17 protein-coding genes and 1 tRNA gene are annotated in these 20,161 nt (G+C 53.4%); 9 read left to right on the top strand and 9 right to left on the bottom strand.

Features of this window, described 5'->3' with window-relative positions; translation table 11 throughout:
• The first annotated feature begins 20 nt into the window (after positions 1 to 20).
• Both SH580_RS09700 and SH580_RS09695 read left to right on the top strand, forming a co-directional pair.
• Positions 21 to 96, top strand: a tRNA-Ile gene (locus tag SH580_RS09700).
• A gap of 616 nt (positions 97 to 712) precedes the next feature.
• Positions 713 to 1,756, top strand: coding sequence for an agmatine deiminase family protein (locus SH580_RS09695; RefSeq protein WP_319834794.1), 1,044 nt, complete (start codon positions 713 to 715; stop codon positions 1,754 to 1,756).
• Positions 1,757 to 1,864: 108 nt separating this feature from the next.
• On the opposite strand, the gene uvrA is transcribed toward SH580_RS09695, so the two are convergent.
• Positions 1,865 to 7,621, bottom strand: a complete 5,757-nt coding sequence (uvrA, locus tag SH580_RS09690; protein ID WP_319834793.1) for an excinuclease ABC subunit UvrA — start codon at positions 7,619 to 7,621, stop codon at positions 1,865 to 1,867.
• Positions 7,622 to 7,993: 372 nt separating this feature from the next.
• On the opposite strand from uvrA, the gene SH580_RS09685 reads away from it, so the two are divergent.
• Positions 7,994 to 8,665, top strand: coding sequence for a spermine/spermidine synthase domain-containing protein (locus SH580_RS09685; RefSeq protein ID WP_319834792.1), 672 nt, complete (start codon positions 7,994 to 7,996; stop codon positions 8,663 to 8,665).
• Positions 8,666 to 8,748: 83 nt separating this feature from the next.
• On the opposite strand, the gene SH580_RS09680 is transcribed toward SH580_RS09685, so the two are convergent.
• Together SH580_RS09680 and SH580_RS09675 are read right to left on the bottom strand one after the other, a co-directional pair.
• Positions 8,749 to 8,970, bottom strand: coding sequence for a hypothetical protein (locus SH580_RS09680; RefSeq protein ID WP_319834791.1), 222 nt, complete (start codon positions 8,968 to 8,970; stop codon positions 8,749 to 8,751).
• A gap of 15 nt (positions 8,971 to 8,985) precedes the next feature.
• Positions 8,986 to 9,624 carry a hypothetical protein gene (locus SH580_RS09675; protein ID WP_319834790.1) on the bottom strand — a complete coding sequence of 213 codons (639 nt, stop codon included), beginning with the start codon at positions 9,622 to 9,624 and terminating at the stop codon, positions 8,986 to 8,988.
• 53 nt (positions 9,625 to 9,677) lie between these two features.
• Here SH580_RS09675 and SH580_RS09670 point away from each other — a divergent pair, with 53 nt between their 5' ends.
• The 3 genes from SH580_RS09670 (at position 9,678) to SH580_RS09660 (ending at position 13,758) form a co-directional block, all read left to right on the top strand.
• Complete coding sequence (locus SH580_RS09670; protein ID WP_319834789.1) at positions 9,678 to 11,333, top strand: ATP-binding cassette domain-containing protein; 1,656 nt, start codon at positions 9,678 to 9,680, stop codon at positions 11,331 to 11,333.
• Between the two features lie 132 nt (positions 11,334 to 11,465).
• Positions 11,466 to 11,774: a hypothetical protein gene (locus SH580_RS09665; RefSeq protein ID WP_319834788.1), complete on the top strand. Its 309-nt coding sequence runs from the start codon at positions 11,466 to 11,468 to the stop codon at positions 11,772 to 11,774.
• A gap of 115 nt (positions 11,775 to 11,889) precedes the next feature.
• Entirely contained in the window at positions 11,890 to 13,758 is a 1,869-nt protein-coding gene (locus SH580_RS09660; RefSeq protein ID WP_319834787.1) for a tetratricopeptide repeat protein, read from the top strand.
• 69 nt (positions 13,759 to 13,827) lie between these two features.
• Here the strand turns inward: SH580_RS09660 and SH580_RS09655 are convergent, their stop codons facing one another.
• Genes SH580_RS09655 through accB form a run of 5 tightly spaced genes read right to left on the bottom strand, consistent with a single transcriptional unit; the run spans position 13,828 to position 17,182 of the window.
• Positions 13,828 to 14,259 (bottom strand): hypothetical protein, encoded by a 432-nt coding sequence (locus SH580_RS09655; protein ID WP_319834786.1) that lies wholly within the window; start codon positions 14,257 to 14,259, stop codon positions 13,828 to 13,830.
• Between the two features lie 42 nt (positions 14,260 to 14,301).
• Positions 14,302 to 14,835 carry an alkaline shock response membrane anchor protein AmaP gene (amaP, locus tag SH580_RS09650; RefSeq protein WP_319834785.1) on the bottom strand — a complete coding sequence of 178 codons (534 nt, stop codon included), beginning with the start codon at positions 14,833 to 14,835 and terminating at the stop codon, positions 14,302 to 14,304.
• A gap of 40 nt (positions 14,836 to 14,875) precedes the next feature.
• Positions 14,876 to 15,319 carry an Asp23/Gls24 family envelope stress response protein gene (locus tag SH580_RS09645; protein ID WP_319834784.1) on the bottom strand — a complete coding sequence of 148 codons (444 nt, stop codon included), beginning with the start codon at positions 15,317 to 15,319 and terminating at the stop codon, positions 14,876 to 14,878.
• Positions 15,320 to 15,346: 27 nt separating this feature from the next.
• On the bottom strand, positions 15,347 to 16,711 hold the full coding sequence (accC, locus tag SH580_RS09640) for an acetyl-CoA carboxylase biotin carboxylase subunit (RefSeq protein WP_319834783.1): 1,365 nt from the start codon (positions 16,709 to 16,711) through the stop codon (positions 15,347 to 15,349).
• A 9-nt stretch (positions 16,712 to 16,720) separates the two neighbouring features.
• Positions 16,721 to 17,182 carry an acetyl-CoA carboxylase biotin carboxyl carrier protein gene (gene accB / locus SH580_RS09635; protein ID WP_319834782.1) on the bottom strand — a complete coding sequence of 154 codons (462 nt, stop codon included), beginning with the start codon at positions 17,180 to 17,182 and terminating at the stop codon, positions 16,721 to 16,723.
• Between the two features lie 234 nt (positions 17,183 to 17,416).
• On the opposite strand from accB, the gene SH580_RS09630 reads away from it, so the two are divergent.
• The 3 genes from SH580_RS09630 (at position 17,417) to SH580_RS09620 (ending at position 19,417) form a co-directional block, all read left to right on the top strand.
• Entirely contained in the window at positions 17,417 to 18,448 is a 1,032-nt protein-coding gene (locus tag SH580_RS09630; RefSeq protein ID WP_319834781.1) for a 3-oxoacyl-[acyl-carrier-protein] synthase III C-terminal domain-containing protein, read from the top strand.
• A 91-nt stretch (positions 18,449 to 18,539) separates the two neighbouring features.
• Positions 18,540 to 18,782: an acyl carrier protein gene (locus SH580_RS09625; protein ID WP_319834780.1), complete on the top strand. Its 243-nt coding sequence runs from the start codon at positions 18,540 to 18,542 to the stop codon at positions 18,780 to 18,782.
• A 2-nt stretch (positions 18,783 to 18,784) separates the two neighbouring features.
• Entirely contained in the window at positions 18,785 to 19,417 is a 633-nt protein-coding gene (locus SH580_RS09620; RefSeq protein ID WP_319834779.1) for an acetyltransferase, read from the top strand.
• Here the strand turns inward: SH580_RS09620 and SH580_RS09615 are convergent.
• Entirely contained in the window at positions 19,414 to 20,127 is a 714-nt protein-coding gene (locus SH580_RS09615; protein WP_319834778.1) for an exosortase-associated EpsI family protein, read from the bottom strand. The genes SH580_RS09620 and SH580_RS09615 overlap by 4 nt on opposite strands.
• Positions 20,128 to 20,161: the final 34 nt, after the last annotated feature.

Below are 20,161 nucleotides of genomic sequence, written 5' to 3'. Positions count from 1 at the left end.
TTGCGACACTCAATCATTTTGGGCCTGTAGCTCAGCGGTTAGAGCAGGGGACTCATAATCCCTTGGTCGTGGGTTCGAACCCCACCGGGCCCACCATTTTTGACTTTTGGTCCTAGATTTGGTTCAAAAATCTCCCTTTTTTGAATGTATAATATAGCTAATCTAGTGGAGACTATCTGTCGCTGACCCCGATAATACAGCTCGGTAAGATGATTAAGCATCTTTTCTATATTCCGTTTCTTAGCCAGATTCTTCCGCATTGTGATTAATTTGACGTATGATGCTCGCAATTTGAGCTTCGTCCGCATCAATCAAAGCTCCATGCATTGGGAAGTGCTGATGGCGTCTATCAACCAGTTCTTGCAGCCTCGAAGTCTGGACTTGCTGGCGCCCCGGTATGCCTGATTTCTAATATGTCTAAATGTTGCTCTCCGATTGCATGGAGAGAATAATCGAAGCGCAGTGAGCTTTCTTTCGTGGTGTGCGCCCTCGGGCGCGCCGGTGTTCACAGGTAGGCGCCCGTCCGCGCAACTCCGCGGCTCCCGAGCGTTGCAAACATTGAATGTGTATACCTTGTCTTGATCTTGCTACATCGTATTTTCATTCATCATTGGACGGACGTTCAAAGTTGAGCGTTGGACGTTCTCCACCTCGGCGTTCCTTCGAAGTTCAATGTTGAACGTTCAATGTTCGCGGTTCATTTATTTTTTTAATGTCCACTTTCGAAACACCTAAAGAACTGGCTTACCGTTTCCCTTCCGAATGGGAGCCACAATCTGCTATCTGGTTTGCCTGGCCTGTGCGCCGTTCTCTTTGGCCTGATTGTTTCGATCGGGTTCGTGAGCAACTGGCTGCCCTTTACATGTTGGCCGCGGGCTATCAAGCTGTACGTGTGCTATGCGCCGCTGCCGAACAGCCCTACCTGCTCGAATTGATGTCGGCTCACGGCGACACCGCCAAGGTGGAGCTTTATGATTACCAGAGCGATGACGTGTGGATTCGCGATTTTGGACCTCTCTTTCTCATTCATGATCAGCGGCGCGAGCTCTGCATCGCGGACTGGCGTTACAATGCCTGGGGTAATAAATTTCCCGACCAGCAAAAGGACGATCGTGCTTCCGAATGGATCGCCGATCAGTTGGGCATTCGTCGTTTTGCCTTCGATCAAGTGCTTGAAGGTGGCGCCGTGGAGAGTAATGGTGCGGGACACATTTTAACGACTGAAGTGGTGGTGCTGAATCCCACACGTAATGGTGACACGACTGCGGCTCAGGTCGAACGCGAGCTCACCAGTGGTCTGGGGGCGAATCAAGTGCTCTGGCTGCACGACGGTTTGGTCGGGGATGATACCGATGGTCACATTGATAATCTCGCACGTTTTTTTAAAGCCGATGGCATATTGATCGCTCACGTGGCCGAGTCCACCGATGCGAATTATCCCGCGCTGACTGAAAACCTGCGACGGGCGCAAGACTTTCGCACGCCGGCAGGCGCCCCCTTCACTTGTGTGAAATTGCCGCTGCCGGCACCGATCACTCATGCGGGCGAGCCACTTGCTGCCAGTTATTTAAATTTTGTCGTCCTGAATGGGGCGGTGCTCGTGCCTACCTACAATCAGCCAGAAAACGATGCCGCCGCGATTCGGATTATTGGAGATTGTTTCCCCGGGCGTGAAATTGTTGGTGTGGATTGCACGGACATCATTAAAGAGGGCGGCGCACTTCACTGTATGAGTCAGCATCAGCCTGCGGTTTAAAATTTCGCTAGGAAGATCAGCCTGGCTCTTTGTTTGGCATGAGTGGACCTTGTCGGCCGGGGGCTTTTGCGGAAGGCAGTCCCTAGTGCTGCCTTCCAGCTATGTAAATTAGAGGAACTTCGCGGTGGCGCTGTTTTTTACATTTTTGAGCCCGGCGACATCGCCTTGATACATCAGTTCTCCGCCGGCTTCGCCGCCGTCGGGGCCGATTTCAATGATGTAGTCCGCGTCTTTAATCACTTCTAGGTGGTGCTCGATCACCACCACTGTGTGGCCCTTGTCCACTAGGCGATGTAGGAGCTCGATCAAGCGCTCGACGTCGCTGAGGTGCAGTCCGATAGTGGGCTCTTCTAAAATATAGAGGTTGCCCTGGCCTTTGTTATATTGACGTTCTTTGAACGTTGGCTGTCCCTTGGCGAGTTCGCTGACGAGTTTCATGCGCTGCGCTTCACCGCCGGAAAGTGTGGGCGAGTATTGCCCGAGTTCAATATAACCGAGTCCGGTCTCGACCATGAGCTGCATCAGACTGCTAAGCTGGGTGTGGAAACTGAAAAATTCGGCCGCCTCTTCGAAGCTCATCTTTAAAACATCGGCGATGCTCTTGCCATTCCAACGCAGCTCATCGAGCTCGGCTCCGTAGCGGCGTCCATTGCAGTCTTCGCAGGTGACGTGGGTGTCGGGCATGAAGTTCATTTCCAGTTTCACTCGACCCGCTCCTTTACAGGTTTCGCAGCGTCCACCCTTGGTGTTGAAGGAAAAGGTGCCGGCGGTGTAGCCGCGCATGTTGGCCTCGGGGAGCTTTGCGAAAATGTCACGAATAATATCGAAGGCGCCGATGTAGGTCGCCGGCGTGGAGCGCGGTGTCTTGCCGATCGGAGAATGGTCGACCTCGATGACCTTGCGAATCGTTTCTGCGCCCTGAAGGGACTTGAAATTATTCGATGTTCGACGTTCGATGTTCGATGTTCGACGTTCCTCCGTATGCAATGCTTTCGACGTCAATTTCTCTGACTTGGTTTCAATCGCAGCTTCCACCAGCGGTTTGAGAAGCGCGCGGATCAGGGTGCTTTTACCTGCGCCAGAGACGCCGCAGACGACATTGAGTCGTTGCTTGGGCAGGGCGAGATCGAAGCCTTTTAGGTTTCGAAGTGCGGCACCTTGCAGTGCAATCCAAGCCTCGTTGCCTTTCTTCTTGCGCGGACTCCAAGCGGCGGGCAGTTCGCGGTGCGCGCCACGGAGCGGGTGCGCCATTTGTTGGCGCAAATACTGTGCGGTCAGCGAGCGTTTGCTTTTCTTAATTTTGCTTAGTTTGCCACTGGCGACAATTTCGCCGCCGTGGATGCCTGCCGCGGGGCCGAGGTCGATGATTTGATCGGCGTGGCGCATGGTGGCTTCGTTGTGTTCGACGATCACCAAGGTATTGCCGCGCGCGCGCAATTGCTTGAGCGAGCTGAGTAACTTTTCGTTGTCACGGGCGTGTAAGCCGATGGAGGGCTCATCCAGCACGTAGAGCACGCCCGATAAGTTGGAGCCGAGCTGCGCGGCCAGTCGAATGCGCTGCGCTTCGCCTCCGGAGAGGGTGGCGGTGGCACGGTCGAGGCCGAGGTAGTCGAGCCCGACGCGATCCATGAAACGCATGCGCTCCTCAATCTCGGGCAGTAGCTCGTTCAACACTGTTTCACTACGCTTGTTGGTTTTAATTTGCTTGAGTACCCCTAGCAGCTTGGAAGGAGTCAGGCTCAGCAATTCTGGGAGTGAAACAGAGTGGGGAACGTCGAACGTCGAACGTCCAAGGTCCAATTTTGTATGCTTTGATTTCTTATTCGATGTTGAGCGTTCGATGTTCGATGTTCGACGTTCATTCAGTGGCAAGCGCACAGCGCGACTCAGTTCGTTCAGACGGGCGCCTTGGCAGTCGGGGCAGGTTTCGCCATCGTCGAAGTCGTCCAGGTGGTCGACGCTGGATTCTTCTTCCTGGCTCATCCACTCAAAGAGTTGCCCGTAGCCGCGACAGGTGGGGCACCAGCCGCGCGGGCTGTTCCAGGAGAAGTGCTTCGGGTCGAGTTCGGGAAAGGCCTCGCCGGTCGCCAGGTCGGTGCGCTTGGTGGACAGTCGTGAGAGCAATTCGCCCTCGCTGGAAAGCAAGAAGGCGCTGCCTTTGCCGAGGCGGAGGGCTTCCTTCAGGCTCTGATGGGGGCTGGAGTTGGCATCGGATGCGGAGAGGGCCGTCACGATGAGATCGATGTCGTGTTCCTTGTAGCGGTCGAGCTTTTTGAAGTGGCTCAGCTCGGTGAGTTGGCCATCGATACGTAGCATTTCGTAGCCGTGCTCGCGTGCCCAGTTGGCCAGTGGTTCGTGGTGCCCCTTGCGCCCGCGGATTAGCGGGGCGCACAAGTAGAGTGCATCGAAGCGCTTGCGTCCGATCTTGAAACTTAAGCCCGGTCCTTTGTATTCGTCTAGCAGTGCATCCAAGCGCTTTTGCAGCTGGGATTCGCTTTGGCTGACCACCGCTTCGCCCGATGTAGGGGAATGTTGGATACCGATGCGTGCGTAGAGTAGGCGCAGGTATTGCGCCACTTCGGTGATGGTGGCGACGGTGGATTTGCGGGTCCCCTTGGTGACGCGTTGCTCAATCGCCACCGTGGGGGCGATGCCGCTCAACTCGTCGACTTCAGCGCGCGGCATTTGCTCCACAAATTGACGCGCGTAGGCCGACATCGATTCCATGAAGCGGCGTTGCCCTTCGGCGAACACGATGTCGAAGGCCAACGTGGATTTGCCCGAGCCGGAGACTCCTGTGATGACGGTGGTCTGACCGTGCGCAATTTCACAGCTGACGTTCTTTAAATTATGCTCGCGTGCGCCGCGAATTCGGAGAGAATTCGAGTGGGGAGTCGACTGTTGGTTGTAGGAGGATTCGGGCTCGGCGGCTTGTAAGTCGGCGGTCTCCACAAGTGGAGCCCCTACGAGCGCTTCGCGTAGGTAGCTGGCGGTTTCGCAGGCGGTGTCAGCGATTTGTTCGGGTGTGCCTTGCGCGATGATTTGTCCGCCGGCAGAGCCCGCTTCGGGCCCGAGCTCGACGATCCAATCGGCTACTTTTAGAATGTCGATGTTGTGCTCGATCACGATCAAAGAGTGGCCTGCATCGACCAGACTTTGCAGTACCCCGATCAGACGTTTGACGTCGGCTCGGTGCAGTCCGGTGGTGGGCTCGTCGATTAGAATCATTGCATGATTCTTAGAGTGGAGCTTGCTGGAGGCGGCGTTGTGAGTGGAGAGCTTGCTGAGATATTTGACTAGCTTGAGACGTTGTGATTCGCCGCCAGATAAGGTGTTGAGCGCCTGGCCCAATTTTAGATAGCCGAGCCCGACGTCGACTAGGGGCTGTAGGCTGCGAGTGATCTTTTTGTTGTCACCAAAGAATACGACCGCGTCGTCGATATCCAGATCAAGAATGTCAGCGATGCTCTTGCCGTTGTATTCGATTTCCAGGACTTCGTCTTTGAAGCGCTTGCCCTCGCAGGTCTCGCAGGGCACGAAAATGTCGGAGACGAATTGCATCTCGATCCGCTCGAAGCCCAGCCCCGAGCAGGTGTCGCAACGTCCATCGCCACTGTTGAAGGAGAAGTGCCCGGGGCCCATGCCGGCGGCTTGAGCCGCTTCGAGCTTTGCAAAGCACTTCCGGATTTCGTCCCATGCCTTGCTATAACTAGCAGGATTGGAGCGAGGGGTTTTACTCACCGGGCTCTGGTCGATGAGCACCACCTCCGAAAGTGGCAGCGTGGACTCGATGTCTTGAATACTGGCAGGCTCTTCGACGGTGAGTCCCTTTTGTGCGAGTAGATTCTGGTAAATGACATTGTTGAGCAGAGTGCTCTTGCCGGAGCCGGAGACCCCGCTCAGACAGACGAAACTTTGCTGCGGAATGTGCAGCGTGAGCTCGTGGATGTTGTGCTTGCTCGCGCCGTAGATGGATAGCAGTGGAGAGTGGGTCTTTGAGAGTGGGGCGTTGCTTAGGCGGCGTTCTTGGGGCCGCTCGATAGTTTCGCGGCCAGAGAGATAGCGGCCGGTGTTGGTATCCGATTCTAGGATACGTTCGAAGCTGCCGCTGAAGCTTAGCTGTCCGCCGTGGACGCCGGGGCGGGGGCCGATTTCGATCAAGTTGTCGGCGGCGCGCATGACTGCCTCGTCGTGTTCGACCACGACGACGGTGTTGCCGAGGCCGGTCAGTCGTCGTAGGATCGAAATGAGTCGATCCATGTCGCGCGGGTGCAGTCCCACCGAGGGTTCATCCAAAACGAAAAGTGTATCCACCAGCGAAGATCCGAGGCAGGACGTTAAATTAACGCGCATGGTTTCGCCCCCCGAGAGACTGCGCGAACTGCGATCGAGCGTAAGGTAGCCGAGGCCGACTTGGTCGAGAAAACTGAGTCGCGACAGAATCCCAGAGAGCGCGGAGTCTTCATGAGTTGGAGTTCCGCCTTTAGGCGGCTGTGTAGAATCTGAATGGCCGCCTAAAGGCGGGACTCCCAGCAATAAGCTGAGCAGTTCGCTCACACTCTTCTGATACAGATCCGGCAGGGTGTGGCCTTGCCACTTCCAGTTCAACGACTCCGGTTTTAACCGTGCGCCGTGACATTCGGGGCATTCGGTATAGCTGCGGAACTTGGAGAGAAAGACCCGCACGTGCATCTTATACAGGTTTTTATTGAGCCAGTCGAAAAAGCGATGCACGCCATACCATTGATTGCGGTCTTCGCGATAGTTGGGCTCGCCCTCCATCACGAATATGAGCTCTTTCTTGTTGAGCTTTGACCAAGGGATGTGGGTGCGGATTTTGTGTTTTTTGGCGGCACGCTGCAGGTCGCGTAAGCTCTCGCTATACACTTCCCCCTGAAAGGCGCGAATGGCACCCTCGTCGATCGACAGACTGTGGTCGGGGATGACCAATTTATAGTCGATTTCGATCACACGGCCAAAGCCGCGGCATTCCGCACAAGCGCCGAGCGGGGAGTTGAAAGAGAACAAGGCAGGACTGGCGGGACGGAAGCTTTGCCCCGAGACGGGCGAGCGGAGACCATGCTTGAAATGCGCCAGGGCTTTGCCATCCGGATCAAAAATATCGATTTGTCCCTGTCCGAAAGCAAAGGCGGTCTGCAAGGCCTCCATTGCGCGCGAGCGAGCGCCTGCATTCAGCTTTGTGATACGATCCTGAATGACGTAGAGGGGGGAGGGGAGCTCGGGAACTGCGTCCTTGTCCTTTAAGAGTGTATCAATGCGCTCGAGTTGGCAGTTCTCATCACTGCGGCTACTGCGAAGTAGCACGCGGGTGTAACCTTGGCCGCTGAGATTTTTAAGGATTTCCTGCCAGTCTAAATTTTCCGGTTTCTCGACTGGAAAGGTGAGGAGCAGTGTGTGGTCTGGGAACTTCGCCAGAAGCTTTTTCCAGGCCGTCTGTGGGTTGTCGTCGGTGATTGGTTCGCCCGTGGCGGGGTCGTAGAGCGTGGCGACGTTGGCAAACCAGACCTTAAAATAGTCGGCCAATTCCGTGATGGTGCCCACCGTGGAACGCGAGGTTTTGACCGTGTTGGATTGCTGGATCGCGATAGAGGGGCGGATATTGTGCACGCTGTCCACCTTCGGCCGGTCCAGCAGATCCATGAATTGACGCGTATAGGGGGAAAAAGTCTCTACGTAGCGGCGTTGCCCTTCCGCGTGCAGCGTCTCAAAGACGAGAGAGGATTTGCCCGCACCGCTCAGGCCGGTCACGACGGTGAGCTGTCCAATGGGCAGATCGAGGTCAAAGCCTTTCAGATTATTTTGGCGGACGCCGCGCAGCTGGATGTATTCTTTTTTTGTGGGCATGGATAGTGGAACTTTGAGCATTATTTTGCAGAGGTCGAATCCCAGATGAATTTATTTGAATATTTTTGTCGGGGCGGGGTGAACGTCCAACGCTGAACGTCCAACGTCCAATTTTGAATCAGGAAACGAGTGCGCCTGTTTTATTCGGAGGTCAGAGGTCGGAGGACGGAAGTCAGAAGGTCGGAAGCTAATCGCTGCGAATCAGTTAGTTCTGGAAATCACGGTATGTGCCATTTTGGCGAGGCGGGAAGTGTTATCACTTAATAATATTCAACATTGGACGTTGGACGTTGAATGTTCGACGTTCTCCTCGTTTGTCTCTTCACGCTTTACAGTTGCCAGTTCGCCTTTTTAAGCACGCTCTCTGCGGCTATGAAGCCACGTATTTTAATCGCTGAGTCCACCACGCCTGATGGGGCACCTATGTCGTTGTATGAGCACGATGGTGCGTATTCCATTAGTTTTCGAGGTCAGGAACTCATGCACTCGAAGGCTTCGGCCTCCGAATTGTTGCTGGGTAAGATGGGGATTGAGCGTATTCATCAAGAGCCTCAGCCGAAGGTGATGATCGGTGGTTTGGGACTGGGCTTTACTCTGCGCACCGTCCTTGCTGGCTTGGGGCCCGAGGCACAGGTCGACGTGGTGGAGCTGGTGCCTAAGGTGGTGGAGTGGAATCGGGAATACCTTAAAGACTTGAATGGAGCTCTGTTAGACGATTCACGGGTGAATGTGATCGAGGCCGATGTGGTCGCTCGCATTCGGGAAGGTGATGCGCAAAGCTATGACGCCATGATTCTGGATGTCGACAATGGGCCGACGGGCATGGTCAAGGAGAGTAATAATTCGCTCTATTCACACAAGGGACTGCGGGCTGTGCGTAAGCACTTAAAACCCGGTGGTCGTGCAGCCTTTTGGTCGGCGGGCGATGATCCACACTTTAAAGCACGCATGGAAAAAGTGGGCTTCCGCGTCGGTCATATCCGAGCTAAAGTCCACGAACGCTCCAAGCGCGCCGCTTACGTGATCTATGTGGCCGATAAGTAGGCGCTCTCTACCCGAAGCCGCGGGGCAGTAGGAAGTAGCAATTGCACCGACGTTTCAATAAAGGTGCCTAGATCATTCGATGTTCAATCATAAAATACTTCATAACTTCCAGTGGTCGCCGCCGAAATCGACGGGTTTGGTGCCTTTGAAAAACTTGGCGGCTTGCGTCGCCCATTCGCAGTTGCGCCGCAGTGCTGCAGGGCTGGTTCGATGTAGCGTGGGCTTTGCTCCTTTTCGCTTTGTTCCCATCCGCGTTTGCTTAGCTCGCGAAAGGACGCTTTGTCGGTTTCACTTAGATGGGCCATACCATTTTTGGAGTGTTACCCTTCGACTTTGAACAGTGTGCCACCGAGGTGGCGGGGCTTCATTTCTTTGCTGGTGGCGTCGGCTTCGTCGACGATCTGGCCGCCTTCGAAGTAGGCGGGCTCTTTGAGCCAGTGCTTTTTTAGTTGGTCGTGGAGCTCGATGAGTTCATCACGACTTCCGATGCGATACTCGATGGTGTGTGCGTGGGTGGCGATGGGATATTCCTTCATGACCTCGGTGCCTGTCACGGCTTCGCTGATTCCAGCTGCGCGGTCGGCCATGGCTTGCACTTGTGCGGGAAGTGGGCGCTGTATGATGGAGGAGCCTGGTGCGCCGGCTGCATTGAGGCCGTTGCCCATCGCTTGTTGTAGTTCTCCGATACGTAAGGGGCGACTGTAGTAGATTCTTACTAGGGCGGTGCCTTGGGTGACGATATTTAACTCGATGACTCGGAAGTTGGCTGTGACATACTCTTGGGTGGAGATGGATTGTATATTTTCTTCTTTGCCGTAGTAGGCGCGTGTGTCGCCTGAGAATTCGATTCCGTAGATCGCGGGGTTTTTGATGCCTCGAGTGGTGACGGATACCGCAGAGAGCTTACAGGTCAGGATGGTGAGTAGCAGCGCCGAGAGGATATTTCGTAATGACAACATAAGAATCAAAATGCTGGCCTTTTGATCGTGGGCAAAGGTAATTTGTTTCAATAATGTTAGCTTGTAAGGATCTTACCGTTGAAATTCAGCCTGCTGGTGTGCGCATTCTGGATCGAGCGACTGCTGAGTTTATGCCTAAGGGGCTGAATGCGGTGATTGGGCCGTCGGGCTGTGGCAAGACGACTTTGGTGAAAGCGATGCTGGGCATTCTGCCGAGTGCGGGGGATGTGAGCTATGCGGGGGAGCCGGTGCGGCAGAGCTCTGATTTACTAGGGAAACTTTCTTTTGCGCCGCAGTTTAGTATTGCGCATGAGCGGCTCTCGGTTGCGGAGGCGCTCTGTTATGCGCTGGATCTCTGCGTGCGTGATGGTGTTGTGAAGTTGTCGCGACTGGACGAGATTCTACGGCGTATCGGGTTGTCAGAACATCGTGATAAGCGTGTTTCGGATCTTAGTGGTGGGCAACTTAGGCGCTTGGGGCTGGGCTTGGAACTGGTCGGAGATCCTCAGTGCATGGTGTGTGATGAGGTGACCAGTGGATTGGACCCACGCTCGGAGGACCAAATTCTTGCGGTGTTGGAAGGGCTGCGCGATGAGCGTGGGAAGACCTTTATTTGTATCATACACAATTTGGCGAAGCTGGATGTGTTTGATTGGATCACAGTGGTGTACGAGGGGGCGGTGGTGTTTCAAGGTTCGCTGGATGCTTTGAATGCCTACTTTAATATTCCGGACGCCTTGCATCTTTATGATCGGCTGAATGAGCATCCGATTGAGTATTGGCGCACGCGCTGGGGAGAGGAGCTGGTATGTTTCGAGTCTTTGGAAGCGATTGACGCAGTGGTCGCACCACCTGCGCCGAGTGCACTTGCTCAAACATGGACCTTGTTAAAGCGGCGCGCACTGCTTTTTAAACGTGATCGTGGTTATTGGTTGCTGACTTTGGGGATCACGCTGGGCTTTCCTTTACTGGTCACGATTTTTGCCTGGGATGGTATTCCGCAATTGCGCGGGCTTGCCATGGGAGCTGGGGGTGGGGCGCTCGAGCAAATGGAAGCGAGTTTACGCTACCGGGTCGATGCTTTGGAAATGGCCTCCTTGGTGACGGGCTTGATCTTGTTTCAAGTCATATTGTTGACTTTGATGGGAAGCAATAATGGCGCGCGAGAGATTGCTGCCGAGCGGCAGATTTTTGAAAAAGAACGTTTCGCGGGGCTCAGTGCGGGGGCCTATGCGTCGAGCAAGCTGATCTTTGCTTCATTAATCGCGGTGGTGCAGGGGCTTTGGATGATGGGCTTCGTTAAATATATTTGTGAGTTCCCAGGAGCATCCTTGCCGCAGGCTGGCGTGTTGGTGTTGAGCTGTGTATCGATGACGGCGGTTTGTCTTGGTTTTTCCGCGATCTTTAATTCGGCAGATAAGGCATCGCTGTTGTCAGTGTATTTAGTCGGCTTTCAGTTGCCACTTTCTGGTATCGTGCTGGCCTTGCCGGATATGTTGGTTTGGCTGTGTCGTCCTTTTATCAATGCATATTGGGGCTGGGCTGGTTATTTCGGGTCGATGCGCGCGACTCGGCTCTATGACGCTTATCGGGTGGACTCGAATGAGTGGATTCCAGCGCCAGCGCTTGCAGCCAGCGTTTTATTACTTCATTTTGTGCTAGGTGCCGTGATGGTCTTTTGGGGTTGCCAGAGAAAACGTTGGGATTAACTCTATTTTGAAACTTTTTGCGATTTCGCTTCGATGCTATTTTACATGTTTTCCCGTATACCCCTGATTCGCCGGTTCTGTCGAGCCCTTGGCTTATGTTCTATAATTGGAGGGGCATTATGTGTGTTTTGTATGCTTTCTGGCTGTAGTGGAAGCCACCGTGCGGATGTAGAAGCATTGCCTATTCGCAATTATTTGGAGAAGCCGGGGGATTTTCTAGGTAATCGCTACGTGTTACGTGCACAGATCAATGAGCAGCTCAAGTGGGAGAAGGGACTCGGGCGTGTGTTGGCCGTGTTGGCTGAGGGGAGTGAGGCGCGATTGCCTATATTTGTGCCTGAGGCTGTGGGTGAAAATTTACATGTGGGGCAGCGTTATGAGTTTCAGGTAATCATCGAACAAGGAGGGCTGATCTATGTGGAAGCATTGCAAAAATACTAGTGAATGGGGCTGCTCTGGTGGAGCCCCACGAGGCCACGTTGTCGAGCAGCTGCAGTCTTCAACCGTGAAGCCCCTGCGTTTAGCATTCCGTTTGGCCCCATGCATTGCTTGCTTGTTGTTGCCCATATCCTTGTCTGCGCAAGGGGGCTTTCCAGTGAACGGAGGGACTGCGATGACTTCGCAGCCAGCGCAGGCCAGTGCTTCGGCGCCTGCGGGTGGGATGTTTGAAAGTAATACTTTCTTGGAAATGGCGAACCGTGTGTTCGACCCCAGTAGCGATTCGATGGACTTCGAAAATGGAAGTTTCGAATGGAAGGGGAAGAATTTTAACTTGTCCGAGCAACGTGCTTTTCGCTCCCGCTTTGAGCGCTTTTTATTGGCAGCTCCCACTGAAGAGGAGGCGCAGTATGCTCAGTTGATGGCTGACATTATTGAGCGCTTGGCGGTTTCGAATGATAACAGTGACGACGCGATTTTGGATACATGGCAGCTACTTTTTCGTGCTTCCCGCTTCGATCTCGATGGTGGTAACAGCACGATTGTGGCGAATCAGGTTTTTAACGCGTGGCGCATTCGCAAAGAGAGCCGTGGCGTTAGCATGGATCAGCGAGAACTGCAACAAGTGCGAAAATATCAGCAGGAGATTGTTGCGAATCGGGCGATGTCGCTCAAGAGCATTCGTGAAAAGCGTCTGCGTGAATCTAGTTCGGGGCAGCGCGATGATAGTGAGTCCACTTCGACGGGGACTGAAGCGGTTACGTCAGAGGCCGCATTTCGTATGTTGGATCTCGCTGAGACAGAGGCCAAAATTCTAGCTTTGGAGACACAGTCGGCGATGACTGGCCTGCAGGCGAAGCTTCAGTTTCAAAGTCAGATCGTGAGTTTCATGATTCAGCGCCGTTTCGAGCACGCGCTGGTGCTGGCTGGATTTTATCAGTCCATTTTTAAGGGCTCTCATCAGGCGCTTGAAGTCGGTAAGGATCAATTACAGGAATTTCTTCCCGGGAGTGATCTTTCTTTTACTGTGGATAGTATGACTTTTATTGCCCGCGAGGCGATTAACGATGTGAACAAGGGGGTAGAAGCGGTCAATGCTGCCTATTCTGAAGGTCGAAATTTGATCGCTTTGGAACGCTTGCAAGAAGTCTTCTTTCTGGGGGAATACCTGACTGAGTTAAATAAGATCCCTACGCAGCAGCGTCGTCATATGTTGGATTTATACCGTGGACTGATCGAAGCGGGGGAATTGGCTGAGGCCAAAGATTACGATGGAGTGTCTGAGTTGGCGGGCGAAATCGCAAAACTCGCCGACGATTTCCCCAAGAATCGCGTGCTGTCCAGTGTCGAGACAGCTAAGAGTATGAGTGACATGGCAGTCTTTGCGGCCTCTCAATATCGTAACTTGGGAGATATAGATAAGGCGCGTGCGGAGTTACAGACGGCCATTGATATCTGGCCGTCTAACCCTGCGATTCGTGAGTTTCAGCATGAGACGACTAAGTTGGCCACGGCGGGATCGCAAGGTATACAGATCTTCGACGACCTGTATAAGCGTATGGATCGTCGCGGGATTTATGAGCGTCGTATGGACTTGGGCTTTGCGTTGGCTGAGGACACGCAGCGACGTCCTTTATTGATGGAAGTGGTGGAGCAGGTTGCCCGTATTGATTTGTTGGTCAGTCAGAGTCGGGAACTGGTCAAGCAAGGGGAGTCGTACGCAGCTTGGGAGTTGTTGGTCGAAGCCGCGAAGATTGATCCGAGCGATGGTCCTATGAATCAAGCACGGGCGGAGCTGGCGCCGCGGGTGGCTGACTTTGTGCTTAAGATTGATCGTGCTCAACGCCAAGCTGAAGATGGGCATCACGCGGGGGCCTTAGCTGCATACTTGGCTGCTCAAGATATTTACCCGGTCAGTCGGCTGTGCCGCCAGGGCATTAGTCGTGAGACGGAGGCGTTGATGGCTGGATTGCGGGGGCAGGAGTAGCCTGGGAGCCAGTTGGTTGTGTCGCATCATTGGCCGCGCACGTCGCTTGGGTGCAAAGTGGCTCTTTGATTATAGATTCGGCCGGATTGGGCGGCTGCTGACGATGCGCCAGTGATCTGCGTCATTTTTGCCGATGCTATATAAGCTTTCGAACTTATCTTCAGTCGCGTAGCTGACTCGCATACGCATTAGTGGTTGAATGGTAGGGCCATACTCGATGCCATTATGGGTGTAATGGATCGTTTCCTCTGGGCTGCCAGTGAGTGCTTCGAATTCAATTTGCGATATGGGCATACCAAGCTCATTGAGTAATGCGCTTTTGAGTAGGTTGACAGTTTGCTCCGTGCTTCCATTGAGTGCATATAGCGCCAGCATCGGTTCTATTTCGTCGGCCTGATTTGCTTGGCGAAAGGCCTGTGCAAAGTCCCGTAGCTCAGCAGACTGCTGATTGTGGCAGCCATACAGAGTCAATAGCGCGCAAATCAAGGCTAGGCGAAACATGTCGTTGGTGCCGCTTGGCTGGAGTGCGTGGGGCGCTCGCGCTTATTGTTTTTTGCTAGCCTCGTCGCTTTCGAGTTCGAGCGCCTCGCCCTCGTTGTAAGCTTCGCTGGTTTCGATTGCGGGGGCCTGTGTCTTTGCTGGTAGTTTGGATTCGATGCGACCGCTCTTGAAGCCGGTGGCAACGATGTTGATACGGCCGAGGTTTTCGATGCCTAGATTTTCAGTTAAGGCCTGCCTCAAGTGAGACTGTAAGGTCTGCTCAATTTGACGCAGGCGCCCGCCGCTGAGTAGCTTGATGCGGATCTCAAAATGAGTGGTGCGGCCTTTAACCGTAATCTTTACCTGTGGTTTGGAGACGTCTTGAATCTGCTCACACGAGGTTTGCACTAGCTCGACGATCGCGTGTCGGCTGACCATGACGCGTCCGCTGTCGGTTGTGTAAGCGACGACATTCTTGGGCTGTCGCCGTACGAGCAACATCAGCAGAAACAACAGCGCCAGCACGGCTCCACACATATAGAGGAACTCGGGCTGGGGCAGTTGCTGGATGGCTTCGTAGGCGTCGTGGAAGGTCATAAGCTTACAGTGGTGTGACGGCGGTGGCGTGGGGCGATACTTAGTCGGTATGCGGCTGGTCGGCCCAATCTTCTTTCTCTACTTTCTCATCGTCGGTGCGCACACCGTCGATGATTACATTGACGCGTGCCACACTTTTGCTAGTCATTTTTTCGACTTGCTCGGCGATACGTTGTTGCATCTCTGTGGCCACGGCAGCGAGTTCGACACCGAAGCGAAGGATGACGCGGATTTCGATACGATAATCGCCCACTTCGTCCTCTTCGACGCGGACGCCGCGCTCGTCTCCTTTTTTGGAGAAGATCTCGGCGATGCCATCGACAAAGCCGCCGCCGACGGCGGCTACGCCACTCACTTCCAGTGCGGCGAGGCGAACAATGCTGGCGACCACACTGTGGTTGATGCGAATGTCACCGAGAGTGTTTGAATCCTCGGAGACAGTGGGGATGACTGATTCGTTAATATTGTCCGGTTCCTTGCTCATAATAGGTGTGATAGTATATGAATTGGCTTAGGTGTAAATATCCTTCGGCACACGTTCCAAGAATTCTTCAATGTATTTCGTGGTGGCCTTGCCTGCTCTGAAGTGCGGATCACGGATGATGGCGCGCGAGAAGGGGATGTTGGTTTTGATACCACGAATCAAATACTCACCGAGGGCACGGTCCATACGGTCGAGCGCGAGTTCGCGTGTGCGCCCGAAGGTCATCACTTTGGCGATCATGCTGTCGTAGTAAGGAGGGATTGTGTAGCCACTGTAGCAGTGTGAGTCGATACGCACACCATGGCCACCAGGTGAGTAATAGAGGGAAATCTCACCCGGGCAGGGGGCGAAATTACGTGCAGGGTCTTCCGCACAAACGCGGCACTCGATACAGTGCTTAGTGATCTTGATGTCCTTTTGATCGTAGCTGAGCTTTTGTCCGCTCGCGATCAGTAGCTGTTCCTTGACCAAGTCCACTCCGGTGACTTCTTCGGTCACGCCGTGTTCGACTTGGATGCGGGTGTTCATCTCGATAAAGAAGTAGTCGCCCTTGCCATCGACGAGGAACTCGACAGTGCCGGCACCTTCGTAGTTGACGGACTTCGCTAATTTGACGGCGTCGCGGCCCATTTTCTTGCGAATGTCGTCGGAGATGAAAGGGGAGGGCGCTTCTTCGATCACTTTTTGGTGACGACGTTGCACCGAGCAATCACGCTCGCCGAGGTGGATGACGTTGCCGTATTGGTCGCCCAGTAGCTGGATCTCGATGTGGCGAGGGGCTTCCAGGAAACGTTCCAAATAGACGGCACCATTGCCAAAGGCTTTTTCGGCTTCGTTGCGGGCGTTGTTATATTCCTTTACGAACGCGACCGCATTGTGAGCGGTGCGCATGCCTTTGCCGCCACCACCGGCCACAGCCTTGATGATGACCGGGTAGCCGATTTTTTTGGCGACTGCCAGGGCTTCCTTTTCGTTGTCGACGGTGCCATCACTGCCGGGAATCACTGGAACTTTGGCTTTGATGGCCATTTCCCGTGCCTTGGCTTTGTCGCCGAAGTTGACGATTGCTTCCTTGCCCGGGCCAATGAACTTGATGTTACACTGCGCGCATTGTTCCGCAAAGTCGGCATTTTCTGCCAGAAAGCCGTAGCCTGGGTGGATGGCGTCGACATCGGCGATTTCGGCGGCTGCGATGATGCGGTCTGCCTTCAAGTAGCTAAGATTACTGGCGGCGGGGCCGATGCAAATCGCCTCGTCGGCGAGTTGCACGTGCAGCGACTGTTCGTCGGCCTCGGAATAGACGGCGAGCGTCTTGATCCCCAGTTCGTTACAGGCGCGGACGATGCGAAGCGCAATTTCGCCGCGGTTTGCGATGAGTACCTTTTTAATCATCCGGTAGGATTAGGCGGTTTTAATTTTAAACAGAGGCTGGCCGTATTCGACTGCTTCACCGTTTTCGACGAGTACTTCGGTCACGACACCGCTCATTTCCGCTTGGATTTCGTTCATGACCTTCATGGCTTCGATGATGCAAACAATGCTGTCGTTACCGACTTTGGTGCCGACATTGGCAAATGCGGGGCTTTCGGGCGAAGCTGCGCGGTAGAATGTGCCTACCATGGGCGATTTGATGATGGAAATACCCTTTTCTTCGGCAGCAGGTGCGGCTGCGGCAGCGGCAGGTGCGGCTGTAGCAGGTGCTGGTGCCGCTGCCGCTACGGGGGCGGCGGCATGAATGATTTGTGGGGCGTCGGCACCTTTGCTGCTAAGGCGTAGCTTGAAGCCATCCTCCTCGAATTCGAATTCGGAAATGTCCGAGCGTTTCATGAGGTCGACGACTTGTTTGATGAGTTTGATGTCCAAGGTATGTCCTTTCTTACAGCGTTGGTTGGTTTGTAGTATGTTGTGTCGCCGTTGATTTCTCGTCGGCGGTCAATTCAAAGTAAAGAGTATGTAAGGCTAGCTTTTCGCGATGTGCAACGACTTTGTTACTTTAGGGTAATGTGGGGAATTCGGACGCTGGACTCCGTTTTTATCGAGGATGTTGTGGAAGAATGGGCTTTATCTCGTGCTTTTCTCGGATCATCTTGGTTCAATATGTCTAAGTGCCGCTTTAATGATGTGAAGATTTCAGGGATTGTTACCTGTGTGCCGACCGAGGAAAAATCGATTGATGATGAGCTGGAGCTATTCGGCGGAAATGTCAAACAGCTGGAGCGTTTAAAGAAAACGATTGGCCTGTCTAAGCGTCGAGTGGTCGACGAGAATACGACTGCCGCGGATCTCTGTGAGCAGGCTGCGCGTCATTTGCTGGCGGCAGGCGCTGTTGAGCGGGAGCAAATTGACACTTTAATATGCGTGACGCAGACGTCCGATTACTCGCAACCCTGTAATGCGGCGGTTTTGCAGGGGCGGCTTGGGCTTTCGAAGGAATGTGCGTCGTTTGATGTGGGGCTTGGCTGCTCGGGTTACGTGTATGGGCTTTGGTTGGCGCACTCTTTGGTGGCGAGTGGTGCCAGTGAGCATGTTTTATTGCTGGCGGGCGATACGATTAGCCGTTTGGTAAATGCAAAAGACCGTGCTGTGGCACCTTTGTTTGGTGATGGCGGCAGCGCTACCTTGATTGAGCGTGGGGCTGGTGTGGGCACGGCGTATTTTAGTCTGCAAACGGATGGCGCGGGCTACGATAAATTAATTGTGCCAGCTGGGGGCGCACGTCAGCCCCGTTCGGCGGAAACGGCCGTGGTTGCCGAGGATGAGGCGGGGAATTTTCGTTCGCTGGAAAATATTTACATGGATGGTGCGGAGATTTTCAATTTTTCGATTACTGAAGAGCCGAAGTCGGTTCAGGGCCTGCTCGAATATGCGGGCTCCGATGCAGATGCGGTTGATTATTTTGTCTTTCATCAGGCCAATCGCTATATTCTCGGTAATATTGCGAAGCGTCTCAAGCTGGACCCTGCTAAAGTGCCGATGCAGACGGTTGAGCACTATGGCAACCAGAGCTCCGCCTCAATTCCTTCAGCGATTTGTGGTGAATTGGCGAACGGTGTTTGCGGGCGGAGAGTCGAAGAAAATGCTGCTTTCAGGTTTTGGAGTGGGGCTCTCTTGGGCCAGTGCACTGCTTGAGATCGGAGAGTTATCGATTTGTGAATTAATTGACTACTGAGAGTCGATCGCCTGATCTTATATTTAACTTTTACCCTCTAATTATATACATATGAAAATAGAAGAATTCGTGAATGCCTTTGCGGGGGCCTTTGATGATGTTGATGTTCGAGAAGTTTCTGCGGACACTGTTTTTAAGGAGCTTCCAGCCTGGGATTCGTTGGCTGTCTTGACAGTCACTGATGCGATTGAGGCTGATTTTTCGGTACTGCTCACCCGTGTGGATTATGCAAACGCTCAAACCGTTCGTGATTTGTACGAAATAGTGGAGTCGAAACTCACTAGCGGTAGTTAACCATGATGAAAGATTTATATATAGTCGGTGCTGGTGGTTTTGGTCGGGAAGTTTTTCAGTGGTTGGATGATGAGAAAGAGATATTAAAGCGTTATCGGCTTCGAGGATTTATAGACGATGCCGAGGGTGCGTTGGATAAGACTGATATCGATTGTAGAATCGTTGCTGGATTTAAGGCTTTACCGGATTTTTCGAATGCGGTTTTTGTTTGCGGTATTGGCGATGTTGAGTTGAAGCGTCGGCTCTGTGAACCTATGGTAGCCAATGGTGCTGAGTTTGTTACTCTAATTCATCCCACTGCGTTAGTTGGGCATAATGTCAGGATCGGCAGAGGAGTGGTGCTTTGCCCACGGGTGACACTCACGTGTGATATTGAGGTTGGAAATATGGCGATGATCAACTGTCATTCTTCTGCCGGACACGATGTTGTTATCGAAGAGTGGGTCACCGTTAGCGGGCATTGCGATCTGACGGGGGGAGTTCGGGTCGGTCAGGGGGCATTTCTTGGTTCGGGAGTTCGGGTTGTTCCCAGTAAGCATGTTGGAGCTTATGCCCGTGTGGGGGCAGGCTCTGTAGTGATTCGACACGTGCCTGAAGGTGGCCGTGTCTTTGGCAATCCAGCCCGCGCTTTTTAGCGAAGGGCGACTTCGGGAGAGGAGGAGTATACTTCTTCTTCTAGTCCGATTTTTACTAGGCTTTTAATGATTGCTTCAAAACCTCCTATTTTTTTTAGCTCATCGAGTGTTCTGTTGCTAGATAGGCGAATGAAGAACTGTTCCTCACGTAGATTCAGTCCGTATTCTTTTACATCTAGCAGAGCGCCTAGAATATTGGGGGTTCCTTTTTGGTCGTAACCGAATGGTTCACCGCCCACTAAGTGCCAAAAATATACATTTTGTGAGGAGCCATCTTTGGAGTATACGCCAAATTCTGCGGGTTCCAGGCGGATTTTGTTGTAAACAAAGGGGATCGAGTATTTGCGGTCTTCTCGTGTCCAACCATTTAGCACCCAGCAGGTGTCGGGAGTGTGGGCTCCTGCCCAGCGGTAGGAGGCTTTTCCTGGGGTCCAGTAGGCGATGTATAGGCCGACAAAGGTCTCTCCTTTCTGGAATACGCGGAAGAGCGCATCGTCAAAGTTGAGAAATTCGCTGATACGGGCGCTGGATTCGGGCGATTCGGCCATGTCCAAGTCTTTAATCTGCCAGCCATTAAGTACTTCGGGGACGATAATTGCCAGCGGTTCTTCGAGGGTCGCTGCGGGCGGGGGCACAAAAGCGAAATAGGCGCGCAGGCCTAAGCTGCTAATGAGTAGGGTCGCGGCGATGAAGAGAAGTATTTTTTTCATTGGTAGAGTATGGAGGATTGTACAAACAAAGCTA

The organism is Coraliomargarita algicola (assembly GCF_033878955.1).
Taxonomy (GTDB): domain Bacteria; phylum Verrucomicrobiota; class Verrucomicrobiia; order Opitutales; family Coraliomargaritaceae; genus Thalassobacterium; species Thalassobacterium algicola.
Note: the sequence above shows the minus strand (reverse complement) of the source record. Positions and strands in the feature narration are given on the sequence as shown.

Excerpts from the sequence above, each read along its gene's own strand:
- SH580_RS09665 (WP_319834788.1), top strand. The coding sequence starts at position 11,466 with ATGCTTTCTGGCTGTAGTGGAAGCCACCGTGCGGATGTAGAAGCATTG.
- SH580_RS09680 (WP_319834791.1), bottom strand. The coding sequence starts at position 8,970 with ATGGCCCATCTAAGTGAAACCGACAAAGCGTCCTTTCGCGAGCTAAGC.
- SH580_RS09685 (WP_319834792.1), top strand. The coding sequence starts at position 7,994 with ATGAAGCCACGTATTTTAATCGCTGAGTCCACCACGCCTGATGGGGCA.
- SH580_RS09625 (WP_319834780.1), top strand. The coding sequence starts at position 18,540 with ATGAAAATAGAAGAATTCGTGAATGCCTTTGCGGGGGCCTTTGATGAT.
- SH580_RS09695 (WP_319834794.1), top strand. The coding sequence starts at position 713 with ATGTCCACTTTCGAAACACCTAAAGAACTGGCTTACCGTTTCCCTTCC.
- SH580_RS09675 (WP_319834790.1), bottom strand. The coding sequence starts at position 9,624 with ATGTTGTCATTACGAAATATCCTCTCGGCGCTGCTACTCACCATCCTG.
- accC (WP_319834783.1), bottom strand. The coding sequence starts at position 16,711 with ATGATTAAAAAGGTACTCATCGCAAACCGCGGCGAAATTGCGCTTCGC.
- uvrA (WP_319834793.1), bottom strand. The coding sequence starts at position 7,621 with ATGCCCACAAAAAAAGAATACATCCAGCTGCGCGGCGTCCGCCAAAAT.
- SH580_RS09615 (WP_319834778.1), bottom strand. The coding sequence starts at position 20,127 with ATGAAAAAAATACTTCTCTTCATCGCCGCGACCCTACTCATTAGCAGC.
- SH580_RS09655 (WP_319834786.1), bottom strand. The coding sequence starts at position 14,259 with ATGTTTCGCCTAGCCTTGATTTGCGCGCTATTGACTCTGTATGGCTGC.
- SH580_RS09670 (WP_319834789.1), top strand. The coding sequence starts at position 9,678 with ATGTTAGCTTGTAAGGATCTTACCGTTGAAATTCAGCCTGCTGGTGTG.
- SH580_RS09645 (WP_319834784.1), bottom strand. The coding sequence starts at position 15,319 with ATGAGCAAGGAACCGGACAATATTAACGAATCAGTCATCCCCACTGTC.
- SH580_RS09620 (WP_319834779.1), top strand. The coding sequence starts at position 18,785 with ATGATGAAAGATTTATATATAGTCGGTGCTGGTGGTTTTGGTCGGGAA.
- amaP (WP_319834785.1), bottom strand. The coding sequence starts at position 14,835 with ATGACCTTCCACGACGCCTACGAAGCCATCCAGCAACTGCCCCAGCCC.
- SH580_RS09630 (WP_319834781.1), top strand. The coding sequence starts at position 17,417 with ATGTCTAAGTGCCGCTTTAATGATGTGAAGATTTCAGGGATTGTTACC.